Here is a 20,834-nt window from a genome sequence, read left to right as displayed (position 1 = left end):
ACGTTGGATAATCCGCAGACTAAGAACACCAGTAGTTAGAACACTAAGTAGAAGAACATCAGTCAGTCAGATGCTTGCCTGCGCGCGCGACGCGCGGGAGCACACGCGGGCACGCGGGATCTGACTGACGGAATCGGCCAGAGAGCTTCTCTCACGCGCCAGCCAGTCGTGGGCGACCTTCGTGTACCCACGGCGGGGAAAAGTCCGTCAGGTTGGATTCTGGCGGCCCGCAATACCCGCACTGGGGTCACGCTGCCAGCTGGCTCGGCCGGGCTCGGTCGGCACGCCAGTGGGGAGCACGCATGCCGCGGTGGATCGTCACGGGAGCGGCGAGTAACAGGCGGGTGTCGCCAGCCTCCGCAGTGGATCCGGTGAGGCGGTCGGCGGCCGCGACGATCTCCTCGCGTTCGGCCAGCCAGTCGAACCATTCCGAGCGTCGGGACCGGCTGAGCGTGCCGAGCATCGCCCGGCGCTTGTCGCGGCGCTCCTCCTGCTGCTGCGAGGTGAGGGAGTTCCACCACTGCCGCTGGTACCAGAGCGAACGCAGGAGCTTCGCGACAGGATGGCGGCTGGTGGCCAGCCGCTCACCGGGAGCCAGTTCCGCCAGGACGTCGCAGCGCAGTCGCCAGGTCTGACGTTCGGCGCGGTGCTGACGGCGCAACCGAGTGGCGCAGGCGGTGCCGAGTGGGGCGGGGGTCGTACACGTAGTGGGGGAATAGTCCTCCGGGACAGCTGTGATCTCGCTGGTGACAGCAGCTAGAGCGGCTGGGCCCAGGCCGTAGGCGGTGCAGTCGGACGCGCCTCCGGCGTAGTGGTGACGGATGACCAGCAGGCCGGCCTCTTGGGCGGTACGCAACACGGTGCGCACGGTCTTGGTGTCCAGCCGCGCCCATTCCGACATCGCGCGGACGCTCATCGAGCCGTCCCGGGTGACCAGGGCATACGCCAGCGCGTACAGCCCCGCGTGCAGGCTGCGGCGATGCCGTGGATCGACATTGGGCAAGCAGAAGTCCACCGCCGCCAGCAGGCCGCGGCGCGTCGCCTCCAACTCCCGGGCGGTCTCCGACGGCAGTTCGACCGCCTGGTCGCCGACGTCGGGCAGTTTTCGACGGCGGGGGCGCGTGGTGGCGGCTTCGGCCAGGGCGCGGCGCCACCAGTACCGCCACCAGTCCCGACCGTGTGCCTGGATCCTCGGGCACGCCCGCACCGCACGCGCCCATGCCTCGGCCTCGCTGGCCTGATCTTCGGCGGCCACGGTGGTCACCGCCTTCATCAGCATGTAGCGGCGGAACCAGTCCTCCCCACGCTCAGCGGCTTTGCCGCCCCGGCCGCGCAGCTCCTCCCAGATCTGCTGTGGAGACCAGCCGTGGCGCACCATCGCGCAGGTGAGCCCGTACTCCTGGCCCGAACGGGTCGAATCAGCCAGGCCAGTGGCGGTACTCGTGTGGCTCCGGCCGCTGCTGACCTTCCGGCGCTTGCCCCGGAAGCCGGTGCGGCGCACGCGGATCGCGTCCATGACCGCCGCCGGGGTGAGCGTGCACGCGATCACGGGAGAGGGCAGACCGATCCGGTGCGGTGCGGTCACCAACCGCATGACCTGACCGGTGCGGTCCTGCACGACGACCCGGTAACAGCGCGACAGGTCCCGGCACAGCCGCGCCCATTCCTTCACGGGCACTTGCTCGTTCGTCACGACGGCGATGACATGGCGACCACCGGGCCGACCGCTCTCGCGCAGCAGGTGCGGCAGCCTGTGCTTGTCACACCAGGCGATCAGCGCCTCAGCGCAAGCGTCGCCGATCACCGGGTCGTCCGCGTCGATATCGCAGCCGAGCAGCCCGTCGGCGAGCCGCCCAGCGGCGGTCGGTACCGTCCCGGCCGCGATGGCGGCGCGGGCCTCATCCAGAGTGTCGACCCGGGCGGGGGAATCGTTGTCCGCGTCGATCAGCACGAACTGCCGCCGAAACAGCACCCGCTCGACGGCAGAGAGAAGCCCTGATGTGTCGCGGTGAGAGCGGCGTTGCCGATCTGCGCATTTCTGCAGGTCGGAGGGATCGTTATTAGTGATACCGCTAATGGCGTGTTGATGTGCACCGCCGCATGGACGTGCGCTACCATCAGACAAGTCGACCAAGACATGTCCTTCTGGACCTTCGAACCCTCGGCCTGGGACGCCGGGGGTTCGTTGCGTTATGGGGAATGTTCAGACGGGCGGTTCACCCGTTCTGCGTTCAGGCGATGCGAAGCTCCTCATGGGCTGAACCGGACACTGATGGCCTGGCGAGTTCTGCGCGGAGTCCAGCTTCGAAGAACGCGCGGTAGGTGATGCCTCGCCGCTTGGCCTCTTCTTTCACTGCCTTCAGCAACTGCTCTTCGATCTCGACCAGTTGCGGTTTCCCGCGGGTACTCATGACCCGCTATATAACGCGGTGTTCGCGTGAATGTCCTGTCGACACGCCGCGCGAATTACACACTTGTGGTGTGGACCGGATTTCCTATCTGACCTCGAGTGTTGTGATGGCGCGGAGTTCCTCTGCAGCCCACAATCCGCGCACACCAGGCAGTTTGGATAGGTAGTCGTAGATCGTGGCAGCGTCCCACCGGTGCGCCTCACGAAGGCCAGCCGCGAGCATGCCTAGGTATCGAGCAGAAGGTTTGTTCAGCACTACCTCATTCAGATCCCAGGGCGCTGTGAAGGTCAGCACGGGAAATCCGTCGTAGTCGTCGACGTGGACGAGGGTCTCGTAGCGGCCCGGCCCGAGCTGTACACGCCCTGTCTCAAGAACCTCGTCGAGACTGAGATCTGGTGCCTCGCCGGGGATCCGGTACATCTCTTGTGTGTGCAAGTCGCTGAACTGCTGTTCGGTGATCAGGTAGCCGCGCGCGGCGGTGCCGGTGGGCCAGCTGGGCTGAGGCTGAGCAGCATAGAACGCTACGCCCCCTGTCCAGACTGGGCTCTGCCATGTGAAGAACACGGTGCCGGGCAGAGTCAGGGGAATGGACTTCAATGGCGGTGTGCGGTCACGAAATCCGGGATAGGTATGCCCGGTACCGGGCGGAGTGCCCCCCTCTAGGTAGTACGCCAGCCGCGCGGCGTGAAGGTTGGAGCCGTAGGCCGCGTACCACACGTGTCTCAAGGGGGGCCTTCCGTCGTTGGATTGGGTGTGGGGTCAGTCGGTCAATGGGTTGTAGTTGCTGCCGCTGATTTGGCGGTAGTACATGCCACCGACGCCCTGGCGAATCCCGCGGGCTTCGCTTTCAAGAGCACGTGCGGCTTGAGTGAAAGCAGCGTTCCAGCCTTCGGGGTTGTCGTCGTTCTTCATTTCAGAGACCAAGTTGGCCGCGGCCTGCCAGATGGCGGCCTCACCGGTCGGGTCGTAGCGATCATCGTTTGCGGTCATTGGATTTGTCCTTCCTCGGGTCAGGCGGGTGTGCCTGGTGTCCCGTTGTGAGGTCTGGTGTCGGGGACGCGCAGGTCGTAGTGGAGGCGGAGAGCGTCGCCGGAGAACACGCTGATGAGGACGCGCACGCGGCGCCCGGTGATGTCGATACCGACACGGGAGTGCTGACCTACTGGGGTGCCAGGCTGCTGATCGAGTAACGATGCTTCTTCCGGTGTCGGCATCCGGATGGTGATCTCGTCGCTGAACTGGACTTGCTGGAATCCGAGCGCACGGTAGATGCCACCGGGGTAGACCACATTCGTGGTGGTGCGCAGCGGCGCGACGCCGTCGATCTCCATGTTCGCGATATCGAGCGGAGTCCAGGTATCGGCAATCATGGCCAGTTGTTCAGGCACCTGGGGCTTTCGGACGTAGCGCAGCCGTCGACGGCGTAGAAGCCGTGCGCCGGAACGGCATTGGAGATAGCGGGCCACGTCGGGCGGAGCTTCCAGCTCATCGGCGCCAGCGACGACCTGGCGCGTTTCCCAGCCTTCTGAGTGAGCGTCGGCTTCCCACTGGTCGATGCGGTTGACCGGATCGTCGGAGTAGGCACCCAGCTCGAACTTCGTGAGGTGCCAGGTAATCAGGTCCTTGCTGCGGACCGTACGCCCCACACCGGAGACCGCTGCGGTGACAAGACCCTCAAGTTCAAGCTGCCGGACAGCCTTGTTGACGGTCGGCCTGCTGAATCCGAACTGCGCGGCCAGCTCCAGCTCGGTTGGGATCTGATCACCAGGGCGGAGCTTTTCGCTGGTGATCAGCTCGCGCAGGTGGTCGTGGACTACCTGCCAGCGCGGTCGTGGACTGCTCATGATCTCCATCATCTCTGTAAGTACAGACAACACAAGTATTGCCCTCGGCAGGACTTTGTAATTACAGTCATTACCAAGCTCACAGATAGTACATAACCGAGCGAGGGAACGTAATGACTGTTCTGAGCAAAAACCGCAGGTCGGCGCGACATCTGCCGACCTCCTTCGATATCCGGCCTGCCGGACCGGCCCTGGATCTGTCCGCTAATCGCGTCGCTGCTCTGACCGCTGAGGTGGAGCGGCTGCGTGCGGAGTTGCACGGCATGCAGCGGCTGGTCGATGACCTGCTCGATCGCGAGTCCATGCACGTCTACGACGCGGACATGGAGCGGCTGACCACAGCTGCTTCGCTGGAGCGTCTCGGTACGCCCCGCGCCCGCCACCTGCCCAATCCGACCGCCGTGGAGGCCACGACGGCCGCGCTGGGGTCGGCGGTGTCGTGGTGACCCGGGTGCGTGAGCGCGTGGTCAACGTGTGGGTGCCGGTCCCGATCGGCGGAGGCCGGTTCGGCGGTGTCGGCGCGATGTTCGCGTTGTTCGCCGCCGTGCTGGCTGTCGCGGTGTTGGTGCTGCTGGTCGTGGTGGCGGCGTATCCGTCGCCGCAGTACTCGCCGGTGCCGACCACCTACGAGCTGGGCCCGTGCGATCCGTTCTGCGCGCCGCGCGCCACTGTCACCGCGCCGATTGGTGGTGAGCCGCGGTGACTTCTTCGCTTTTTCCTTCTTCTGATTTCTCGTTCCAGGAGTTCGTCATGCAGAAATTCGTTGCGCCCCAGGCTGGTTCCGAGTCGCTGACCTGGCCGGATCGGGCGTGCGTCGATTTGGATCCGGACCTGTTCTTCCCCGAGCACGACGACCTCGCGGCGGTGCAGGCCGCGCAGCGGGTGTGTAGCGGCTGCCCGGTACTGCGGCAGTGCGCGCAGTGGGGCCGGACCGCCGGCATCACCGATGGGGTGGTCGCGGCGGTGCTGATGCCGAAGTCGACCGCCTCGGCGCAGAGCAAGGCCGACGCCCGCCGCAAGCTCGCCCGCATCGCGAAGGGCGGGCGGCCGATCCTGCAGCGGTCCACCGCGCAGTGGGGCGATCCGGAGCTGCAGCGGCAGGTCTACCGGCTGCGCGGCGAGGGCAAGACGTGGACCGCGCTGACCGCGCGGCTGGCGATCAGCCACGAGACCGCCCGCAAGGCATTCGACGCCTACAACCCCGCCGCCGACGACGGCTCCGAGGCGGTGGCCTGATGACCGGGATCGAGTGGACCGAGGCCACCTGGAACCCGGTGACCGGCTGCGACCGGGTCTCGCCGGGGTGCGACCACTGCTACGCGCTGTCGATGGCGGCGCGGTTGAAGGCGATGGGGTCGGGCAAGTACCAGCGCGACGGCGACCCGCGCACCTCCGGCCCCGGTTTCGGGGTGACGGTGCATCCGGCGGCGCTGGAGATCCCGTTGCGGTGGCGGTCCCCGCGGCTGGTGTTCGTCAACTCCATGTCGGACCTGTTCCACGCCGACGTGCCCGAGGATGCCGTCGCGCGGGTGTTCGCGGTGATGCTGGCCGCGTCTCGGCACACCTTCCAGGTGCTGACCAAGCGGCCCGGCCGACTGCGGAACCTGATGCGCCGCACCGACTTCGCTCAGCAGGTGTTCGAGCTAGCGGTCCGCGACTACGGCATGCCCAGTGAGCGGGCCGCGTCGTCGTGGTGGCCGCTGCCGAACGTGTGGCTGGGCGTGAGCGCGGAGGATCAGCGGTGGGCCGAGATCCGGATCCCGACCCTGGTCGATACCCCGGCCGCGTGCCGGTTCGTTTCGTGTGAGCCGCTGCTCGGTGAGGTCGACCTCGGTCGGTTCCTGTTCCCGAATCCTTGCCCACACGGCTGTGGCTGCCGCTGGCCAGAGCATCCCGAGCAGTTCGAGTGCGCCTGTGACGGCCCCTGCACCGCGCCGGAGTGGCGGCCCGTCCCCGCGTTGGGCTGGGTGATCGTCGGTGGCGAGTCCGGGCCTGCGGCACGGCCGATGCATCCGCACTGGGCGCTGAACCTCCTCGAGCAGTGCACTGCCGCCGGTGTGCCGTTCTTTTTCAAGCAGTGGGGTGGCCGTACGCCGAAGCAGAACGGTCGCGTCCTGGATGGGCAGGTCTGGGACCAGATGCCCGCGACCGTAGGGGGTGCGGCGTGGACCGCAGTGTGAAAGCCCCTGGCTCGGGCGATGTTTCGGAGTGGAAAGAGCTGATCGCGGTCGGTGTCGCGATGGGCGCGGCCGGGGCGGCGCGGACCTCTCTGGAGATCGGTGAGCATCTCTACGGCGGGCCGGAGCAGGACCCGCCGTGGAACCCGATCAGTCTCGCGCTGGGGTTCGCGACCGGGGATCTGGCGTGGACGTCGGCGGCGACCGCGGGCGCGGCCACCCTCGGCGTGAGCGCGGTCGCTGGTGTTGCGGGGTCGGTGTGGGCGTGGCGGGCGGCGTGCGAGAAGTGCCGGGACCTGCGCGATCAGCGCGCCCACCGCCGCGCCTCGCGGGCGGCGGGACGTGGCCGGGTGTCGCGGGAGGCGGTCGACTCGCAGGCCCGCTACATGGCCAGCGGTAAGGAACTGGCCGGGTTGAGCTGGTCGGCGATGCGCGCCAAGGCCGCCAAGCTGAAGGTGCAGCTGCGCGACAGCGACGCCCCTGGTGTGCTGATCGCCCGCGCGGTCGCCGGTGGGCAGCCGCTGTATGCCTCCTATGAGGATCTGCATCTCGATATCTGGGGTCCGCGCTCGGGCAAGTCCACTTCCCGGGTGATCCCGGCGGTGATGGAGGCCCCCGGCGCGGTGGTCGCCACCAGCAACAAGCGTGACGTGGTCGACGCGACCCGGACCGCACGCTCCGCCGAGGGCCGGGTGCACGTGTTCGACCCCCAGGGCGTGGCTGAGGAGCCCTGCTCCTGGTACTGGGATCCGATCGCGTGGGTCCTCGGCTCCGATGGTGGGGCGGGCGCGCAGGAGCGGGCGGCGGAGCTGGCTGGGCATTTCGCCGCCGCCGGGGAGGCCGACAAGCGTGACGCTTTCTTCGACCCGGAGGGCGAGGATCTGCTCGCGGGCCTGTTTTTGGCGTGTGCGCTGGGCAAACGGCCGATCACGCAGGCGTTCGCGTGGGTGACCAAGGTCGATGACCTCGAGCCGATCGAGATCCTCGACGCGCACGGCTTCGATCTGTTGTCCGCGGCGCTGTCGGATCAGTACACCGCTCCCGACAAGCAGCGCGGGGGTGTGTTCTCCACGGCGAAGAAGATGGCGGCCTGCCTGAAGTACGACCGGATCCGCCCGTGGGTCACCCCGCACCTCAACGGCGAGAAACCGCGGCGCAGCTTCGATGTGGCCGAGTTCGTGACCAGCCGCGACACCCTTTACGCGCTGAGTGAGGAGGGCAAGGGCAGCGCGGGCCCGCTGATCACGGCGCTGTGCGCGGCCGTGGCGGCGGCCGGGAAGGCCGAAGGGGTGCGGCATCCCGGGGGCCGGTTGCCGGTGCCGCTGCTGCTGGTCCTCGATGAGGCCGCCAACATCGTGAAATGGGCTGACCTGCCCAAGCAGTACTCCCACTTCGGATCCCGGGGCATGGTCGTGATGACGATCCTGCAGTCCTGGGCGCAGGGTGTGCGCTGCTGGGGGCCTGAGGGCATGCAGGCGCTGCTGAGCGCGACAAACGTGCTCGTCCTCGGCGCGGGTCTGAAGGACACCGGGTTCCTGCGCGACATCAGCGAGCTGGTCGGCGGCCACTACGAGCTGGTCACCTCGACCAGCCGCAGCCACGGCAAAGACGGCGCGCGGTCGACGTCGACCTCGCGGGTCACCGAGGCGACGCTGACCCCCAGCGACCTGGCCGCCCTGCCCAAGGGCCGCGCGGTGGTGTTCGCCTCCGGTCACCGCCCCACCCTCGCCGCCGCCGTGCCCTGGATGGAGCGCCCCTACGCGGATCAGATCCACGACGCGCTCGCCGCACTCACCCCCACCGCTCCCGCGCGCCCGCAGCTGCGGGTCGTCCGCCCTGATGAGGAAGGCAAAACCGCATGACCGACACCGTGAACAACACCCCCGCCGCCGACGGCGAGAACGCGCCCAAGGCGGCGGCGGAGCAGGTGATTCCGCAGATGGAGCTGGGTGAGCTGCTCGAAGGCGCGGTGGCCAAGGCGGTGTCCGCGCAGATCGCTGCCCAGGCCAAGGAGATCGCCGAGGGTGTGGTCGCGGCGATGCTCACCCCCGAGGTCATCGCCGGGATGCGCGAGACCGCCATCGCCGAGGCCGAACTCGCCCTCAACCCCACCCCCGCCCCCGAACCCGCCGAATCCGAGCCGGAGCCCGAGGGCGAGACCGCTGCCCAGGCCGAGGAGACCGAGGAGGAGGAGCCGCGGCAGCTGCGGTACGCGACGCTGCCGGAGTTCGTGGAGGGCTACGTGGCCGCGCTCTACCGGCGTGAGGTGAGCGTGCGCGGGTCGGAGAAGACGCTGCGGTGGTGCCCGCGCTGGTGGGAGCACGGCGAGGTGGTGGCCCGGTTCCGGGCGATGTGGACCGCGTTCGAGGCGCTGCGCCTGGGCGAGGGTGTCGAGCAGTCGCTGTGGTGGCTGGTGCATTTCGACCCGCACATGGACCGCATCTTCGACACCGCGGGTCCGTTCAAGTACTGCTCGGTCGCCGACGGGCACAACGCCAAGCTGCCCGCGCTACCGACGACACCCGCCCCGGCGGGGATCTTCGAGGACGGCCACTACGACGACGCCCACCTCACCGGCGGCTCGGGCATCGTCGTGCCCGCCACCTCGCCCGGCGCGGTGCATCGCCGCCCGGTCGACGGGCCGTGGGAGTTCCCCGGATGACCGCGCCAGCCCCCCAGTCCTCGCGCGCGCCCGCGCGTACCCGCGCCCGCGCGCGAGACCAGCAGACGCAGGCGCGGGGGTCGTGGGAGACGATCACCACCGCGCTGGAGCAGGCCGTGGGCCCGGGCCGGGCGGCGGGGGCGTGGACGCGCTACTGCTGTCCCGCCCACGAGGCCGACGGCCGCCCTCACCGGCCCAGCTTGGGCGTCAAATACGACGACGCCGGGCAGCGCACGGTGGTGCGCTGCTTCGCCGGATGCGACAACGAACTGGTTCTCGACAAGCTCGGCCTGGCGGTGCGCGACATGTTCGACCGCCGCCCCGACCGCACGACACGCGATCAGCAGACGCCGCGGGCGCGGGCCCGCCGCGTATCGGCCGCCGACCGTGCGATCGACGCGGCCGGACTGCCGCTGAGCCGCCCGAAACCCGATCTGGGCCAGCAGGTCTCGCCGTGGACCACCACCGCGACCTACCCGTACGCCCGCGAGGACGGGACCGTCGCCGGTGAGATCGTCCGGCACGAGGCCCGGTTCACCGGCGGTCGGGGCAAGCGGTTCCATCAGCGCGCCTGGAACCCCGAATCGGGCTGGGCGGATACCGGTTTCGAGCCGATCCCGTTCCAGCTGCCGCGTGTGCTGGAGGCGGTGCGGTCCGGGCGCACGGTCTATGTCTGCGAGGGCGAGAAGGACGTCCTGGCGGCGGAGGCGGCGAACCTGGTGGCGACCACCAATGCCGGCGGGGCGGGGGCGTGGAAGCCCGAGCACGCGGCGTGGCTGGCCGGGGCGCGCACGGTCGTGATCGTCGCCGATAAGGACGCGCCCGGCTATCGCCGCGCGGAGAAGGTGGCGGCCAGCCTGTCCGGGCTGGTGGGCCGCGTGCGGGTCGTGCAGGCCGCGACCGGCAAGGACCTGCACGACCACCTCGCCGCCGGGCACGAGGTCGGCGAGCTGGAACCGATCCCGCACCTGGACCCCTTCACCAGCCCGGACACGCCAGCCGAGCCAGCCGCTCCCGTTCCTGTCACTCCCGCAGCCGAGACCACCGAGGTCTCGGCTGTGTCATCTGCGACCCCGGCGGCGGCTTCGGCCCCGCCGGTATCCCCGAAAGGACCCACCGTGAGCCAGACCGGATTCTTCTCCGAGGCCCCTGCCCAGTCTTCCGATGAGGTCGACCGCATCAGCGGTCAGTGGGCCATCTTCATGCGGCTGCTGATGATGCAGATGATCGAGAAGGTTCGCCGCCAGATCGAGGCCAACCGCGAGGCCGCCGCCCGCCGTGAGACCGAGGCCGAGGAGGAGCGCTTGGCGGCTGAAGCGCAGCTGGCCGCTGATCTGGTCGCGGGTGAGGATCTCGACCAGAGCGTCAAGGAGGAGCTCTACGCCGACATCGAGAAATGGCGGACCAATCCCACCACCACCTCGTTGCAGGCGCTGACCAAGAAGCTGGCCGACAAGGGTGTGGGGGAGCCGGTGCGCACCCGGGTCCGGTTCGTCGCCACCTACCTCGGAGTACCGGGACTGACCGTCACCCCTGGTGAGGCGGCGGTGCTGCCGGTGGCGGTGTCGCCGACCACGGAGCTGCGCAAAATGGGCGGCCCGCTGGTGGATCCGGGCGAGGAGGCCAAGCCGCGGGTCGACCGGCTCATGGAGGCGTACCAGGACCGGTTGCGGGTCGGGTTGTCGACGGCGAGCGTGCGTGAGCGCCTGGCCGACGAGCTGGCGGTGCTGACTCCTGAGGATCGGGAGCTGGCCCGGGCCCGCGGCAACGCCATCCGCTCCAACCCGGCGGGGGAGTTCGCGCGGCTGTGGCCCGATCACGTCGACCGCGACGAGCTGGCGGCCACGGTGCGCACCTACGCGACCATGGCCCCGCAAGCCGAGGCCGCCGCCGTGCGCGCGAACAGCCTCGACGATGTCACCGCGACCAAGATGCGCACCTACGCCGCCCAGCACAAGGCCGCGATCGTCAAGGCCGTCAAGGACGCCCCGAACCTGCACCCCTTGGAGCGTGACCAGCTCGTCGCGGTGCTGCGGGATGTCGAAGCCGGGAGCCACCGCACCCCGGAGATGCTGTTCGTCGACGACCGTTCCGCCGCCGCCCTGGACGCCGACCGGGCCACCCGCATCGCCCACGACACCACCCACGCGCACCGCCGTCAGATCGAGCAGCTGCTCGACACCAACGCCGTCCCGCGCGGCACCACGCGGCGCACGCGGGAGGACCTGACGAAGGTGATGGACGGTCAGGCCGCGCTGGCGTCGGGGCGGGCCAGCCTGAGCGACTACGAGCAGACCGGGGTGCGCGACCGATTCCTCACCGCACTGGGCGGGGCCGGAGTCGGGGAGCCGATGCGCAACCGGGTCGCCGCGCACCTGGACCTGGCCGCCGGGGACGCCGCCAGCGTCGGCAAGCAGGCCCACCGCATCGCCGACCGGTGGGTCGAGCGGCGCGAGGAGGTCGCCGCCGCGCGGGCGCCGGAGAAGCCGGCCTACGACAGTCCCGCCTACCGCGCCGACCGGGAAGCCGCGCTCGCCGCCGCGGGCTTGGATCCCGACCAGATCGCCCAGCACATGGCCGCTGCCGCCGGGCACGCCAACCCCGCCGCCGCCGCAGTCCGCCCCACCCCGGGTAAGGCGCGGCCCACGCGCAGTACCGAACCCGGCGCGGGCATGCGCCGCATCAACCACCGCGGCAAGGGCCAGGGCCGATGAGCGTGCCGGACTCCGTCGACACCTATGCGTGGCGGCTCGCGCCCGCCCATTTGAAGACCCGTCGCCAGCTGCGCGCGGCGGGTCTTCGCCCCGGCGGGCAGGAACCGGTGGCGCGGATGGTCGGCCGCCGCTACGGCCGTGAGCTGGTCGCCTACCTCTACGACGCCACCAAAGCTGTCCCGAAACGGGCGGCCACCCCCGCTCAGCTGGCCGCGATCGCCAAGGCCATCCGCGAGCACCAGGCCCGCGCCGCCGAACGCCGCGGCTTCTCCCGCACCGCCATGGCCACCCCCACCGACCCCGCTCCCGCCTGGGAGCACCCAGAAAAGAAGGAAGGAATCACCATGTCCGACAACACCATCGACACCCCGATCACGGATCTGTTCGAGGTGCACCAGCGCGCCGATCAGCTGCAAGCGGCCCTCACCGACGCCCACCACCAGGCGGCCGACACCCCCGACGATCAGACCGCCGAGCAGGTGGTGCGCGCCCAGGAGCGGCTCGACGCGCACCTGCGCACCTACCGCAGCGAGCTGGCCAACGATCCGCACTGGGACACCTTCTACGCCGCGATCGACGCCGCCGACGGCACGCAGCCGACGCCCGCCACGGTGCCCGCGACCGGGCACGGGCAGCGTATGGCGTACCTGTACGCCACCGTCGCGACCAACCAGGCCAGGGCGCAGGACGCCCAGATCGCCGACGCGGTGGCCGCGGCGGAAGCGGCTGGACCGGAGGCGGTCGCGGACATGCTGGCCACGACCGAGGCGGCCCAGGCCCGCGCCGAGGCCCGCCTGGAGGCCCGGCGCCAGGACAACCCGGCCGCGACGGTCGAAGCGCTCGCCGATGCGCTGGTGTGGCACACCAACTCCGAGATCGCGGCCAAGCATCTGCGCCAGATTAGCGGCGGCTACGCCGCCCAGTGGGGTGTGCGCGTCGACGCCGAGAACTTCCGCGTGGATATCGACCCGGACTTCGATGCGGTCGACGCGCAGAACCGTGTCGAGTGGTGGCAGCAGCATGCCCGCGAGGCCGCTGTGGTCGACGCCGTGTCCGCCATAGCGCTGCCGCCGACGGCCAAAGGCGCGGTGCTGGACGCTGTTTCGCGAGGGCGTGACAGCCGCGAGCTGGCCGACCCGGGTGCGCAGCTGCTGGTCACCCGCCGCGAGCAGCTCGGTGTGGACCTGGCGGCGGTCAAGCAGCTCTCCACCGAGGACCGGGCCCGGATCGGCTTCGTCGTCGACTACCTGCGCGGGGACACCACGAGCGTGGATCTGCTCACCAGCCCCGCCGTCGTCGACCCCGGCGAAGAAGCGCGGGGGCGGGTACCGCGGCTGCTGGAAGCCTTCGCCCACAACCCCAACGCCGCAGCGTTCGTGAGTGCGGAGATCGCGGTCATGACCGCCGCCGACCAGGAACACATCCGCCGGATCGGCCGCGAGATCGCCCGCGGGGGCGAGGTCGACCTGGCGGAGGTGTTCCCCGGCTACGTCGACCGCTACGACCTCGCGGAAGCGATCACCACCTACGCCGCCGAGGTCAACGATCTGTGCGCCACCGCCGACTACCTCGCCGCCGGCCAGGTCGAGGAGCCCGAGCGGCTCGGCACCGACATCAACGGCCTCGCGGACACCGTCCACGACCAGATTCCCCGCGTCGCTGCCCTGCGCGAGCAGCTGCGCACCCAGATCCTGGACGGCAAAGGGCTGGCCGCGATGGAACGCGCGCACCTGACCGCCGTGCTCTCCGATATCGACACCGGCCGCATCGAAAGCCATCAGCATCTGCCGGAGCTGCTGTTCGCTGATGAACGGTCCAAGGCCGACGCCGACGTCCACCGCATCAGCAGGCCCGCCAACGAGCTGTCGAGAGCAACCAAAGACACGCTCACCGAGCGCATCACCGCCCACGGGGTGGACATGAGCCATCGCGGGGACCGCGGCGTGCGGTTCGCGGTGGACTCGGTCGGAGACTCGCTCTACAGCGTGGCCTGCGGCGCACGCGCCGACGGTGTCGCCCGCGAGCGCGAGCGCTACGCCGAACGCCGCGCCTACCTCGACCAGGCCCTGGGCAAGGCGGGCATCGACGAGACCGAACGTACCGAGATCCGTCGTCTCGTCGACGACCGCGCCCGCGAGGCCGGGACGCTCGGTAAGGCCGCCGCGCAGCGTGGGCAGCAGTGGCAGACCAAAATCACCGAGCTCGTCGCCGCCCGCGACGACGTGATCGCCCAGCGCCAGGCCGCCGACGTCGGCCGCGTCCCGGGGCGGGGGTGCACCCAGCGCCCGGACCGTGCCGCGGCGGCCCAGACCCAGACGCAGGCGGTGGTCACGACGCGGGCGGCGGGTCGGCGGCAGCTGCACTCCCCGGAGGTGGGGCGGTGACCGAGACCGTGGACCTGTACGTGATCGCCCGCCTGGAAGCTGGTGTGGCCGTGGCCGATATCTACTGCTGTGAGGTCTTCTACGACGCCGCCACCGGCAGCCTGGCCGGCCGCGGCATCGAGGGCTGGTGGGAATCGGTGGCCACCACCCCGGAGGTTCCAGCGAGTCTGGACGCGCTCGGGGAGGTGCTCACCGCCAACGGCTACACCCGCACCACCAACTGGCGGCAGAAGGTCACCGCCTCCGGCGCGATCCGGTACTTCACCGACGCCACCGCTCGCATTGACGACTGAATAACTCCGATACGCATCACCCCGACAGCCCCGGCAGGCCGTATACGCCGGGGCTGTCCCCTGTCCGGGGCCGTTTTCGGGGCGGTGTCCCGAGGTCCATGTGTCCCGAGCGTTTGTCCCATTCCGTGCGACCCGACCGGGTTGACCGGTCAACTGACCATTTGTGCCAACCATCGCCGGTCAGCTGTCGGACTGATCCTCGCCGAACAGTGGTAGCTGCCGCGATGAGTACGCGGATCCACCGAGTCGGCGCAGGCAGCGGGCGCAGGTGACCTCCGCGCGGGTCGGCTCCAGCGCGGTCGGGGACCATCCGGCCACCCCGGTGCGGCACAGGAGCTCCGGGACTTCCTCGTCGCCGATCCATTGGCCGAGCTGGACCGCGTGCACGGTGCGCCCGGACCGGACGACCGCGTGCACCCCCGGGTCGCCGAACACCGCCCGCGCGCTGGCGGCCACTGGGGCGATGTCGGTCATGTGCCCAACCATAAGGGCACTCACCGACACCGCCCAGCAGATGAGCGTGGACCCGCACGCTGCCGCATGTATGTCTGTTCCTACCGGAATGGGTAGGAACCTGGGCGGCTCCGAGCCGAGAAATAAGGGCCTGAGCAGGCCGTCTGCGGGCGCGGGGGTAGCGCGTCTTGATCGCGCTACCGAACACGCCACCGAGTGCGCTACCGATGACGCCCCGGAACGGACTTCTCGATTTCCGCCCGTCCCGGAGGTGGTCTGCTCGGGAGCGCCCCCTCATTTTCGTCGCGAAACCGGACATTTCTCAGGTGGGGACGTGTACGGCTCTTGTGACAGCGCTGACGGGAATTTCTCAGTGGGGCTGAGCGCGCAGTTCAGCGGCTCGCGCTCGTGCTTCGGCTGCCTGCTGGGCCGCTTCGGGTCGGCCTTCCTCGGTCGCGATCCGATCGAGCAGGCCGGCCTTACGCTCGAGCAGGCGGGCGTGCTTTTCCTGGTCGATAGGAGAGAACATGTCGCTGTAGAGATGCGTGAGCGCGGCGAGTACCTGGTTCATCTCCTCGATCGTGCTCAGCGTCGGCAGTCCGCCGGTGACCGAATGGTCCTCTTCGTCGCAGTGCTTGACCGCCCACTTGTCGAGACGCTGCCCGGCGACGGTGGGCTGGAAAGCCGCTTCCGGTAGCCGCAGGTTCCGGATCGGCCCGGCCGATTCGTAGAACGGTTCCTGCAGCGCCTCTTTCCATTCCTGCTCGTCCTCGCGGAACTTCGCGTGCGCGGACTGGCGGGTGATCTCGAGAACCTCGCCGATCGTCTCCCATGACGTGTGCCGAGACCGCTCGTAGAGCACGGCCCGGACCATCGCCTCCTGCGCCATATTGAGCAGCCCGCGGGCTGCTGCCACCATCTCACCGCCGTGCAAGCCGCGGTCGCCGATTGTGGGCACGAGCGAGGCGGCGTGATCGGCCACCTCGCGCATCTGCTCCGACAGCACCAAGCGGGCCAGGGCGCTCGTGCTGTAGGCGTAACGGTCATCCTCGGGGCGCTCACCAGAACTCATGATGTCAGTCTACAGCTGACAATGATTGTTCGTCAGCCTTTGGCTGACGAACTGGTTTCGGTAGAAGCCGCCGAATTTCGGGCGGATATGCAGCAGTAGCGCCGAACCACTGATCTTGCGGTTCGGCGCTACTGGATGGAGAACGGGTCAGCCTTCGGCGCGAGCGGGGTCAGCCGTGGCGTGCGCGGCCTGGTCATAGACGGTGGCACCGGTGGCGTGCATCCATGCCAGGATGCGGGCCAGGGCGTCGGCGCGGGTGTAGTTCGGTTCGCGCGTTTTGCCGATCTGCCGGTTGATGAACACTTCCTCCCCGAGCGCGTGCCGGATCTGGGCGCTGGTGCGGCCGTGCATCTTCCGCGCCAGCGCCTCGGGTACCCGGCCGCCGCGTGGTTTCGGCAGGGCGGCGCGGGCTCCGGTGATCGCCTCGCGTGCCGACCGCAAGGCCGCGCGGAACCTGCTGGTCTTCTTGAAGTCGGTCACCGCACGGGCACGGTCGAGAGCATCGCGGTCGACACCGGTCAGGGTGCCGTCGTCGTCGCGGCGCGCGATCTCGCCCAGCACGGTACCGATCGCGCCGACCAGGTCGTCGAAGAGCCGGTCGCAGCCATCGAGGGCAGCGGCCAGATCTGCGGGTGAGTCACCGGCGCGGAACATCCAGCCACAGCCGTACCGGCTCAGGACGCGCTGGGCTTCCCAGATCGGCTCCGCGGGCGTGCCGGGCACGACATCGGTGGCCTTGGCCGTGTCCAGGCCGCTGACTCCTGGTGGAACGAGCCGGGTTGTCGGCACCGCCGGTCCGGGCAGCAGGTGCCGCACCCGCTCGCCGTCGTCCTGGTCGGCGTCCGGGTCTTCGCCCGGCTGCGGCATCGTGCGGCCAGGGTTCGCGCACCACGCATGCAGGCCCGGGTACAGCGCCTTGTCGGCCGGGTCGTTGGGCTTCATCACCTCCGGCAGGGCGTCGATCGCCCCGGACGCGAGCGCGGTGCGTTCGGCGTATCCCTGGAGATCCCACAGCGATTCGCGGAGCTGGTCGTAGGCGGTATCGAGCGGGCCCGCGCCGCCTCGGCCGGACCGTTGGACGGTGCCGGGTGCCCCGTGCTCGGCGGCGAGTCCACGCGCGGTCGCCAGATGCATGCGTGCGGCGGCGATATGGCGAGCCTGCATCACCGCGACCGGTGCGGGAAGCACCGCAGCGGTCAGCTGGCGCAGCGCGTCCCGGTCGCTGGTCTGGTCGAGCTGGCGGGCGGCCTCGCTGTAGGGCTCACCGGTGCGCGCCATCCGCGCCCGAACCTTGGCCTTGCGTGCCTTGTCGCTGGTCATGACCAATCCCTTTCCGCGGCGAAGTCCCCACGCGACCTCGCCGGTACTCGCGAATCAGCAAAAGTCAGAAGCGAAGTCGATCAGAATCTCACGCGAGGCCGAGCCCCTTGTCCTCGTCCCGCCCGGGCGGCGTGGGCGCTGCGGCGGTCGGAAGCGGGCAGGCGCGAGACTGCCACTACGACAACGATAAGCCAGCCCACCGACACAAAACGTGTGGGCCATATCCGCCCAGAATTCGGCGAGTTCTACCCAAACCCCTACAGGAAGCAAGGGCCTGACCACGCCCCAGAACCGCCAACAGCTCTGGCATCATCTGAGCTGGGAAAGGGGCGCTGGTGCCGGATCGAACCCATTGCGATGCTTTGGCCGATGAGCTCGCCGCATTGCTCGACTCGATGCGCCGAGCCCGCCAGATAGATATCGGGGTCCAGGTGCCGCTGCGGCTGGTGCAGATATGCCAGGAACTCGTAGCCGAGTCCAGAACCTCGCAAGACCCTCTCGTAGCAGACTCTGCGACCGCGGCCGTGATGTCCGCACTTCCGCTGCGGCGCGCGCTGTGGCATGTCCTCACCCCCGGTGAGATTTTCAAGGTGTCCGACGTGGTGAGCCGCCTGGCGGCCCAGGGGGTCGTCGTCTCACCGGCCAAAGCCAGCAACGCCTTGGGGTACTGGGTCGATCGTGGACGGCTGACGCGCAAGGCGAAAGGGCTCTACCGATGCTCAAGCCCGGACCCGGCCTGACGCCCACACCGTAGACCGGGCCGCCGACAAAGACGTCCGAGCGCTGCAACGGGGGGGATCACCCCGGAGCCAGAGAGTGCAGTCGGAATTCGCGCGCATTTGTCTCTAAAACGATCGTTTTCGGGAACCATCACGCGGCGGGCCGGATCTCGGATAGAATGAGTCTCTAAAGTCAATCCGTAAATCAACGTTCCAAAAACGGTATATCAGCATTTAGGGGACTCATCATGCGCCGTGCGCAGCTCCACCAGCTCGTCACCGGACTCGTCGAACAGACCTGGACCGGCGACAACGCCGACGTCGCCCGCGCGGTCCTGCGCGATGAGGCGTTCGGCGCCCTGTGCTACCGCCTGTCCGAGATCGGCGACGCCGCCGACATCGAACGCGCGTGGGCGACCCTGACCGACGACATCGACGACAGCGCCCTGGACTTCCTCGCCGAACGCGCCGACAACCCCGCCGCATGGCTGGCCAGCCGCGCCCGCGCAGCAGCTTCCGAGTACTGAGAGGACATCGTGGCGCGATTGATGGCGGTCTCGCTGACCGAGGCCCAGGTCCGCGACCGCAGCAAGACCGTGACCCGCCGCATGGGCTGGCGGAATCTGCGCGCGGGTGAGCGACTCACCCTGTGCCGCAAGGTGATGGGCCGCCGCCGCGCCGACGGCCGGGTGGAGCCGCTGGTGCGCATCGTCGACGTAGAAGTGGTGGCGGTGCGCCGGGAGCGACTGGACACCATCACCGTCGATGAGGTGGTGGCCGAAGGCTTCCCGGAGATGACACCGCAGCAGTTCGTGCGGTTCTTCTGCGACAGCCACCGAGGCTGCACCCCCGACAGCACCGTGACCCGTATTCAATGGCGATACCTGCCACCCCTCGCCGTACAGGAGGTACTACTGCTGTGACCCGTTACGGGTATGCGCGGGTCTCGACCCGTGACCAGTCCACCGACCACCAGATCGACGCACTGCGCGCGGCCGGCGTCGCCGACGAGCACATGTTCATCGAGAAGATCTCCGGCAAGCTCGCCTCCCGCCCGAAACTCGACGAGCTGCTGGGACTGCTCCAGCGCGGCGATGAGGTGGTGGTGACCCGACTGCGGCGCATCGGGCGCAGCCACGCGCACCTGCTGGAGCTGGTGCGCGGATTCGGTGAGAACGGTGTCGATTTCATCGTGCTGGAGCAGGGCATCGACACCTCCACCCCGGGCGGGCGGCTGATCTTCCACTTCCTGGCCGCCCTGGCCGAATACGACCGAGAACTGATCGTGGAGGGCACCCTCGACGGCCTGGCCGCCGCCAAGGCCCGCGGACGGGTCGGCGGGCGACCGCCGGCACTGACCCAGGACCAGCTCGACGCCGCGCAGCGCATGTACGACGAGGACACCCACACCGTCGACCAGATCGCGGCCATGTTCGGCGTCGGCCGCTCCACCATGTACCGCATGCTCGCCGCCCCGTACACCGACTGCGCGCTGATGGTCTACCGCAATTCCAAGACCAAACTCGACCCGCACAGCAACCGCCGCTACGGCGAAACCGGAGCCTCGGAGAAAGTGCAGCTCGACGCCGACCGCAAATGGTTCCCGATCGCCGATGCCCGTCGCAAATACCTCAAAGCGATCGTCTACCTCGTCGACGGCACCGTGACACGCGTGCGCGCCGTCGACCCGGACGGGCAGTGGGAGCGCGACGACCGCGGCTACTGGGACATCCCGGTCGGACCGCCGCTGTCCAAGGTCGAAATCGCCGCGCTCTTCGGCCCGCACGGTCCGAACCTCGGCGACTGGGAGGCACCCGTCAAGGGCAGGCTCCGCTCCTACATCCCGCTCTCACCCCCGAGGACACCCCAGTGACGAGGAAGACCGCCATGGAGTTGGCTGACGAACTGGCCGAGATCGGCCAGGAGATCCGCCGCCACGCAGGCGAAGAGATCCGTACCGATATCGCTCGCGAGATCGAGGAACGGTTCCTCGGACGACTCGGGAAGGACCGCAGCGGCCGGACCGGGCAGCACCCCGACGACAGCGTGCTCGCCGAACTCACCGACAACCCCGCCCTGCGCGCGGTGCCCGAGCTCCAGGCCGCGCTGCAACGGTTCGACGACGAGGACGGCGACGGGGTCACCGACGACTTCCGCGCCGGTGTGCTGTTCGCGGTCCGGCTGCTCGTCGATCCCGACTTCGACTACTGACTCTCGATGAACGCAGCGAGCTGAGACTCGACGGACACCCCAACCGCCGACCTTTTCATTACAAGGTCGGCGGTTCGCTGTGTGGTGGGCCGGGGATCACTCCTCTGGACCGCTGAAGTTATCGTGGGCGGCTGCCTTAGGCACCTGTGCCGTCGAGACATCGAGGGACATTTTCCGCGAGGTCACGACCCAGTTCTCTCGAATCGCCTGCGACCGAAAGGGCATCGAGGAGGCGCTGGTACACGAAGCGGGATAACTCCTGTGCATAGCACGGAGCGCAGACAGTAATTTCGTTCGTTTTGTACGACACGGTTACGCCTTCTACCTGCCGATTTGCCGATAACACAGACGAGCAGGTGTAACCGCCAGTCCTCCAGCAAGTGTGCTCGTAAGTGTCTGTGCCGAGACCTAGGATTCCCCCAGGTTGTCTGTCGGACAACCCGTCTCAAGTCGGGACGAAGTCGACGGCCTGAGATGTAGTGCGGCCCCTGCCACAAGGTTGGCACCCAGAGGGGCAGGGGCCGCAGGACCACCTAGTTCCCACCCATCCGAGGAGGTACCAGGCACAGATGAG

Annotated in this window: 22 protein-coding genes; 14 read left to right on the top strand and 8 right to left on the bottom strand. The window is 68.9% G+C overall.

Features of this window, described 5'->3' with window-relative positions; genetic code table 11:
• Positions 1-247 precede the first annotated feature (247 nt).
• From QJS31_RS36795 to QJS31_RS36775, 5 genes are all read right to left on the bottom strand, one after another.
• Positions 248-1,972 carry a hypothetical protein gene (locus tag QJS31_RS36795; protein ID WP_306358976.1) on the bottom strand — a complete coding sequence of 575 codons (1,725 nt, stop codon included), beginning with the start codon at positions 1,970-1,972 and terminating at the stop codon, positions 248-250.
• A 259-nt stretch (positions 1,973-2,231) separates the two neighbouring features.
• Positions 2,232-2,411 (bottom strand): hypothetical protein, encoded by a 180-nt coding sequence (locus QJS31_RS36790; protein ID WP_306358975.1) that lies wholly within the window; start codon positions 2,409-2,411, stop codon positions 2,232-2,234.
• Positions 2,412-2,495: 84 nt separating this feature from the next.
• Positions 2,496-3,128, bottom strand: coding sequence for a histone deacetylase (locus QJS31_RS36785; protein WP_306358974.1), 633 nt, complete (start codon positions 3,126-3,128; stop codon positions 2,496-2,498).
• A 42-nt stretch (positions 3,129-3,170) separates the two neighbouring features.
• Positions 3,171-3,401, bottom strand: coding sequence for a hypothetical protein (locus QJS31_RS36780; protein WP_306358973.1), 231 nt, complete (start codon positions 3,399-3,401; stop codon positions 3,171-3,173).
• A gap of 20 nt (positions 3,402-3,421) precedes the next feature.
• Positions 3,422-4,267 carry a GntR family transcriptional regulator gene (locus QJS31_RS36775; RefSeq protein ID WP_195115098.1) on the bottom strand — a complete coding sequence of 282 codons (846 nt, stop codon included), beginning with the start codon at positions 4,265-4,267 and terminating at the stop codon, positions 3,422-3,424.
• Positions 4,268-4,368: 101 nt separating this feature from the next.
• Here QJS31_RS36775 and QJS31_RS36770 point away from each other — a divergent pair, with 101 nt between their 5' ends.
• The 9 genes from QJS31_RS36770 to QJS31_RS36730 are packed head-to-tail and all read left to right on the top strand — an operon-like array spanning position 4,369 to position 14,485.
• Positions 4,369-4,701, top strand: a complete 333-nt coding sequence (locus QJS31_RS36770; RefSeq protein ID WP_306358972.1) for a hypothetical protein — start codon at positions 4,369-4,371, stop codon at positions 4,699-4,701.
• Positions 4,702-4,706: 5 nt separating this feature from the next.
• Positions 4,707-4,958, top strand: coding sequence for a hypothetical protein (locus QJS31_RS36765; RefSeq protein WP_306358971.1), 252 nt, complete (start codon positions 4,707-4,709; stop codon positions 4,956-4,958).
• Positions 4,959-5,005: 47 nt separating this feature from the next.
• On the top strand, positions 5,006-5,491 hold the full coding sequence (locus tag QJS31_RS36760; RefSeq protein WP_306358970.1) for a WhiB family transcriptional regulator: 486 nt from the start codon (positions 5,006-5,008) through the stop codon (positions 5,489-5,491).
• Positions 5,491-6,435 carry a DUF5131 family protein gene (locus tag QJS31_RS36755; protein WP_306358969.1) on the top strand — a complete coding sequence of 315 codons (945 nt, stop codon included), beginning with the start codon at positions 5,491-5,493 and terminating at the stop codon, positions 6,433-6,435. The genes QJS31_RS36760 and QJS31_RS36755 overlap by 1 nt, the downstream gene beginning before the upstream one ends.
• Positions 6,420-8,294 (top strand): type IV secretory system conjugative DNA transfer family protein, encoded by a 1,875-nt coding sequence (locus QJS31_RS36750; RefSeq protein WP_306358968.1) that lies wholly within the window; start codon positions 6,420-6,422, stop codon positions 8,292-8,294. The genes QJS31_RS36755 and QJS31_RS36750 overlap by 16 nt, the downstream gene beginning before the upstream one ends.
• The gene (locus QJS31_RS36745) at positions 8,291-9,094 is read left to right on the top strand and encodes a DUF4913 domain-containing protein (RefSeq protein WP_306358967.1); all 804 of its coding nucleotides are present in this window, start codon (positions 8,291-8,293) and stop codon (positions 9,092-9,094) included. The genes QJS31_RS36750 and QJS31_RS36745 overlap by 4 nt, the downstream gene beginning before the upstream one ends.
• Positions 9,091-11,808, top strand: a complete 2,718-nt coding sequence (locus tag QJS31_RS36740) for a toprim domain-containing protein (protein WP_306358966.1) — start codon at positions 9,091-9,093, stop codon at positions 11,806-11,808. The genes QJS31_RS36745 and QJS31_RS36740 overlap by 4 nt, the downstream gene beginning before the upstream one ends.
• Entirely contained in the window at positions 11,805-14,192 is a 2,388-nt protein-coding gene (locus QJS31_RS36735; protein WP_306358965.1) for an RRQRL motif-containing zinc-binding protein, read from the top strand. Before QJS31_RS36740 ends, QJS31_RS36735 begins: the two co-directional genes overlap by 4 nt.
• Positions 14,189-14,485, top strand: coding sequence for a hypothetical protein (locus QJS31_RS36730; protein WP_306358964.1), 297 nt, complete (start codon positions 14,189-14,191; stop codon positions 14,483-14,485). Before QJS31_RS36735 ends, QJS31_RS36730 begins: the two co-directional genes overlap by 4 nt.
• A 180-nt stretch (positions 14,486-14,665) precedes the next feature.
• On the opposite strand, the gene QJS31_RS36725 is transcribed toward QJS31_RS36730, so the two are convergent.
• The 3 genes from QJS31_RS36725 to QJS31_RS36715 all read right to left on the bottom strand — a co-directional run bounded on the left by QJS31_RS36725 (position 14,666) and on the right by QJS31_RS36715 (position 17,330).
• Positions 14,666-14,959 (bottom strand): hypothetical protein, encoded by a 294-nt coding sequence (locus tag QJS31_RS36725; protein ID WP_306358963.1) that lies wholly within the window; start codon positions 14,957-14,959, stop codon positions 14,666-14,668.
• A gap of 349 nt (positions 14,960-15,308) precedes the next feature.
• Positions 15,309-16,010 (bottom strand): hypothetical protein, encoded by a 702-nt coding sequence (locus QJS31_RS36720; protein ID WP_306358962.1) that lies wholly within the window; start codon positions 16,008-16,010, stop codon positions 15,309-15,311.
• A 147-nt stretch (positions 16,011-16,157) separates the two neighbouring features.
• Positions 16,158-17,330 (bottom strand): hypothetical protein, encoded by a 1,173-nt coding sequence (locus QJS31_RS36715; RefSeq protein ID WP_306358961.1) that lies wholly within the window; start codon positions 17,328-17,330, stop codon positions 16,158-16,160.
• A 335-nt stretch (positions 17,331-17,665) separates the two neighbouring features.
• Between QJS31_RS36715 and QJS31_RS36710 the strand changes: the two genes are divergently transcribed.
• The 5 genes from QJS31_RS36710 to QJS31_RS36690 all read left to right on the top strand — a co-directional run bounded on the left by QJS31_RS36710 (position 17,666) and on the right by QJS31_RS36690 (position 20,260).
• On the top strand, positions 17,666-18,070 hold the full coding sequence (locus QJS31_RS36710; protein WP_306358960.1) for a hypothetical protein: 405 nt from the start codon (positions 17,666-17,668) through the stop codon (positions 18,068-18,070).
• Between the two features lie 227 nt (positions 18,071-18,297).
• Positions 18,298-18,576, top strand: a complete 279-nt coding sequence (locus QJS31_RS36705; RefSeq protein ID WP_306358959.1) for a hypothetical protein — start codon at positions 18,298-18,300, stop codon at positions 18,574-18,576.
• 9 nt (positions 18,577-18,585) lie between these two features.
• A complete protein-coding gene (locus QJS31_RS36700; RefSeq protein WP_306358958.1) occupies positions 18,586-18,972 on the top strand; it encodes a hypothetical protein in 387 nt (128 codons plus the stop codon).
• Positions 18,969-19,922, top strand: coding sequence for a recombinase family protein (locus tag QJS31_RS36695; RefSeq protein WP_306358957.1), 954 nt, complete (start codon positions 18,969-18,971; stop codon positions 19,920-19,922). Before QJS31_RS36700 ends, QJS31_RS36695 begins: the two co-directional genes overlap by 4 nt.
• Positions 19,919-20,260 carry a hypothetical protein gene (locus QJS31_RS36690; protein ID WP_306358956.1) on the top strand — a complete coding sequence of 114 codons (342 nt, stop codon included), beginning with the start codon at positions 19,919-19,921 and terminating at the stop codon, positions 20,258-20,260. Before QJS31_RS36695 ends, QJS31_RS36690 begins: the two co-directional genes overlap by 4 nt.
• Positions 20,261-20,834: the final 574 nt, after the last annotated feature.

Source organism: Nocardia sp. CC213A, assembly GCF_030766805.1.
Lineage (GTDB): Bacteria > Actinomycetota > Actinomycetes > Mycobacteriales > Mycobacteriaceae > Nocardia > Nocardia otitidiscaviarum.
The sequence above is the reverse complement of the archived record's forward strand: the minus strand, read 5'-3'. Positions and strand labels throughout refer to the sequence as shown.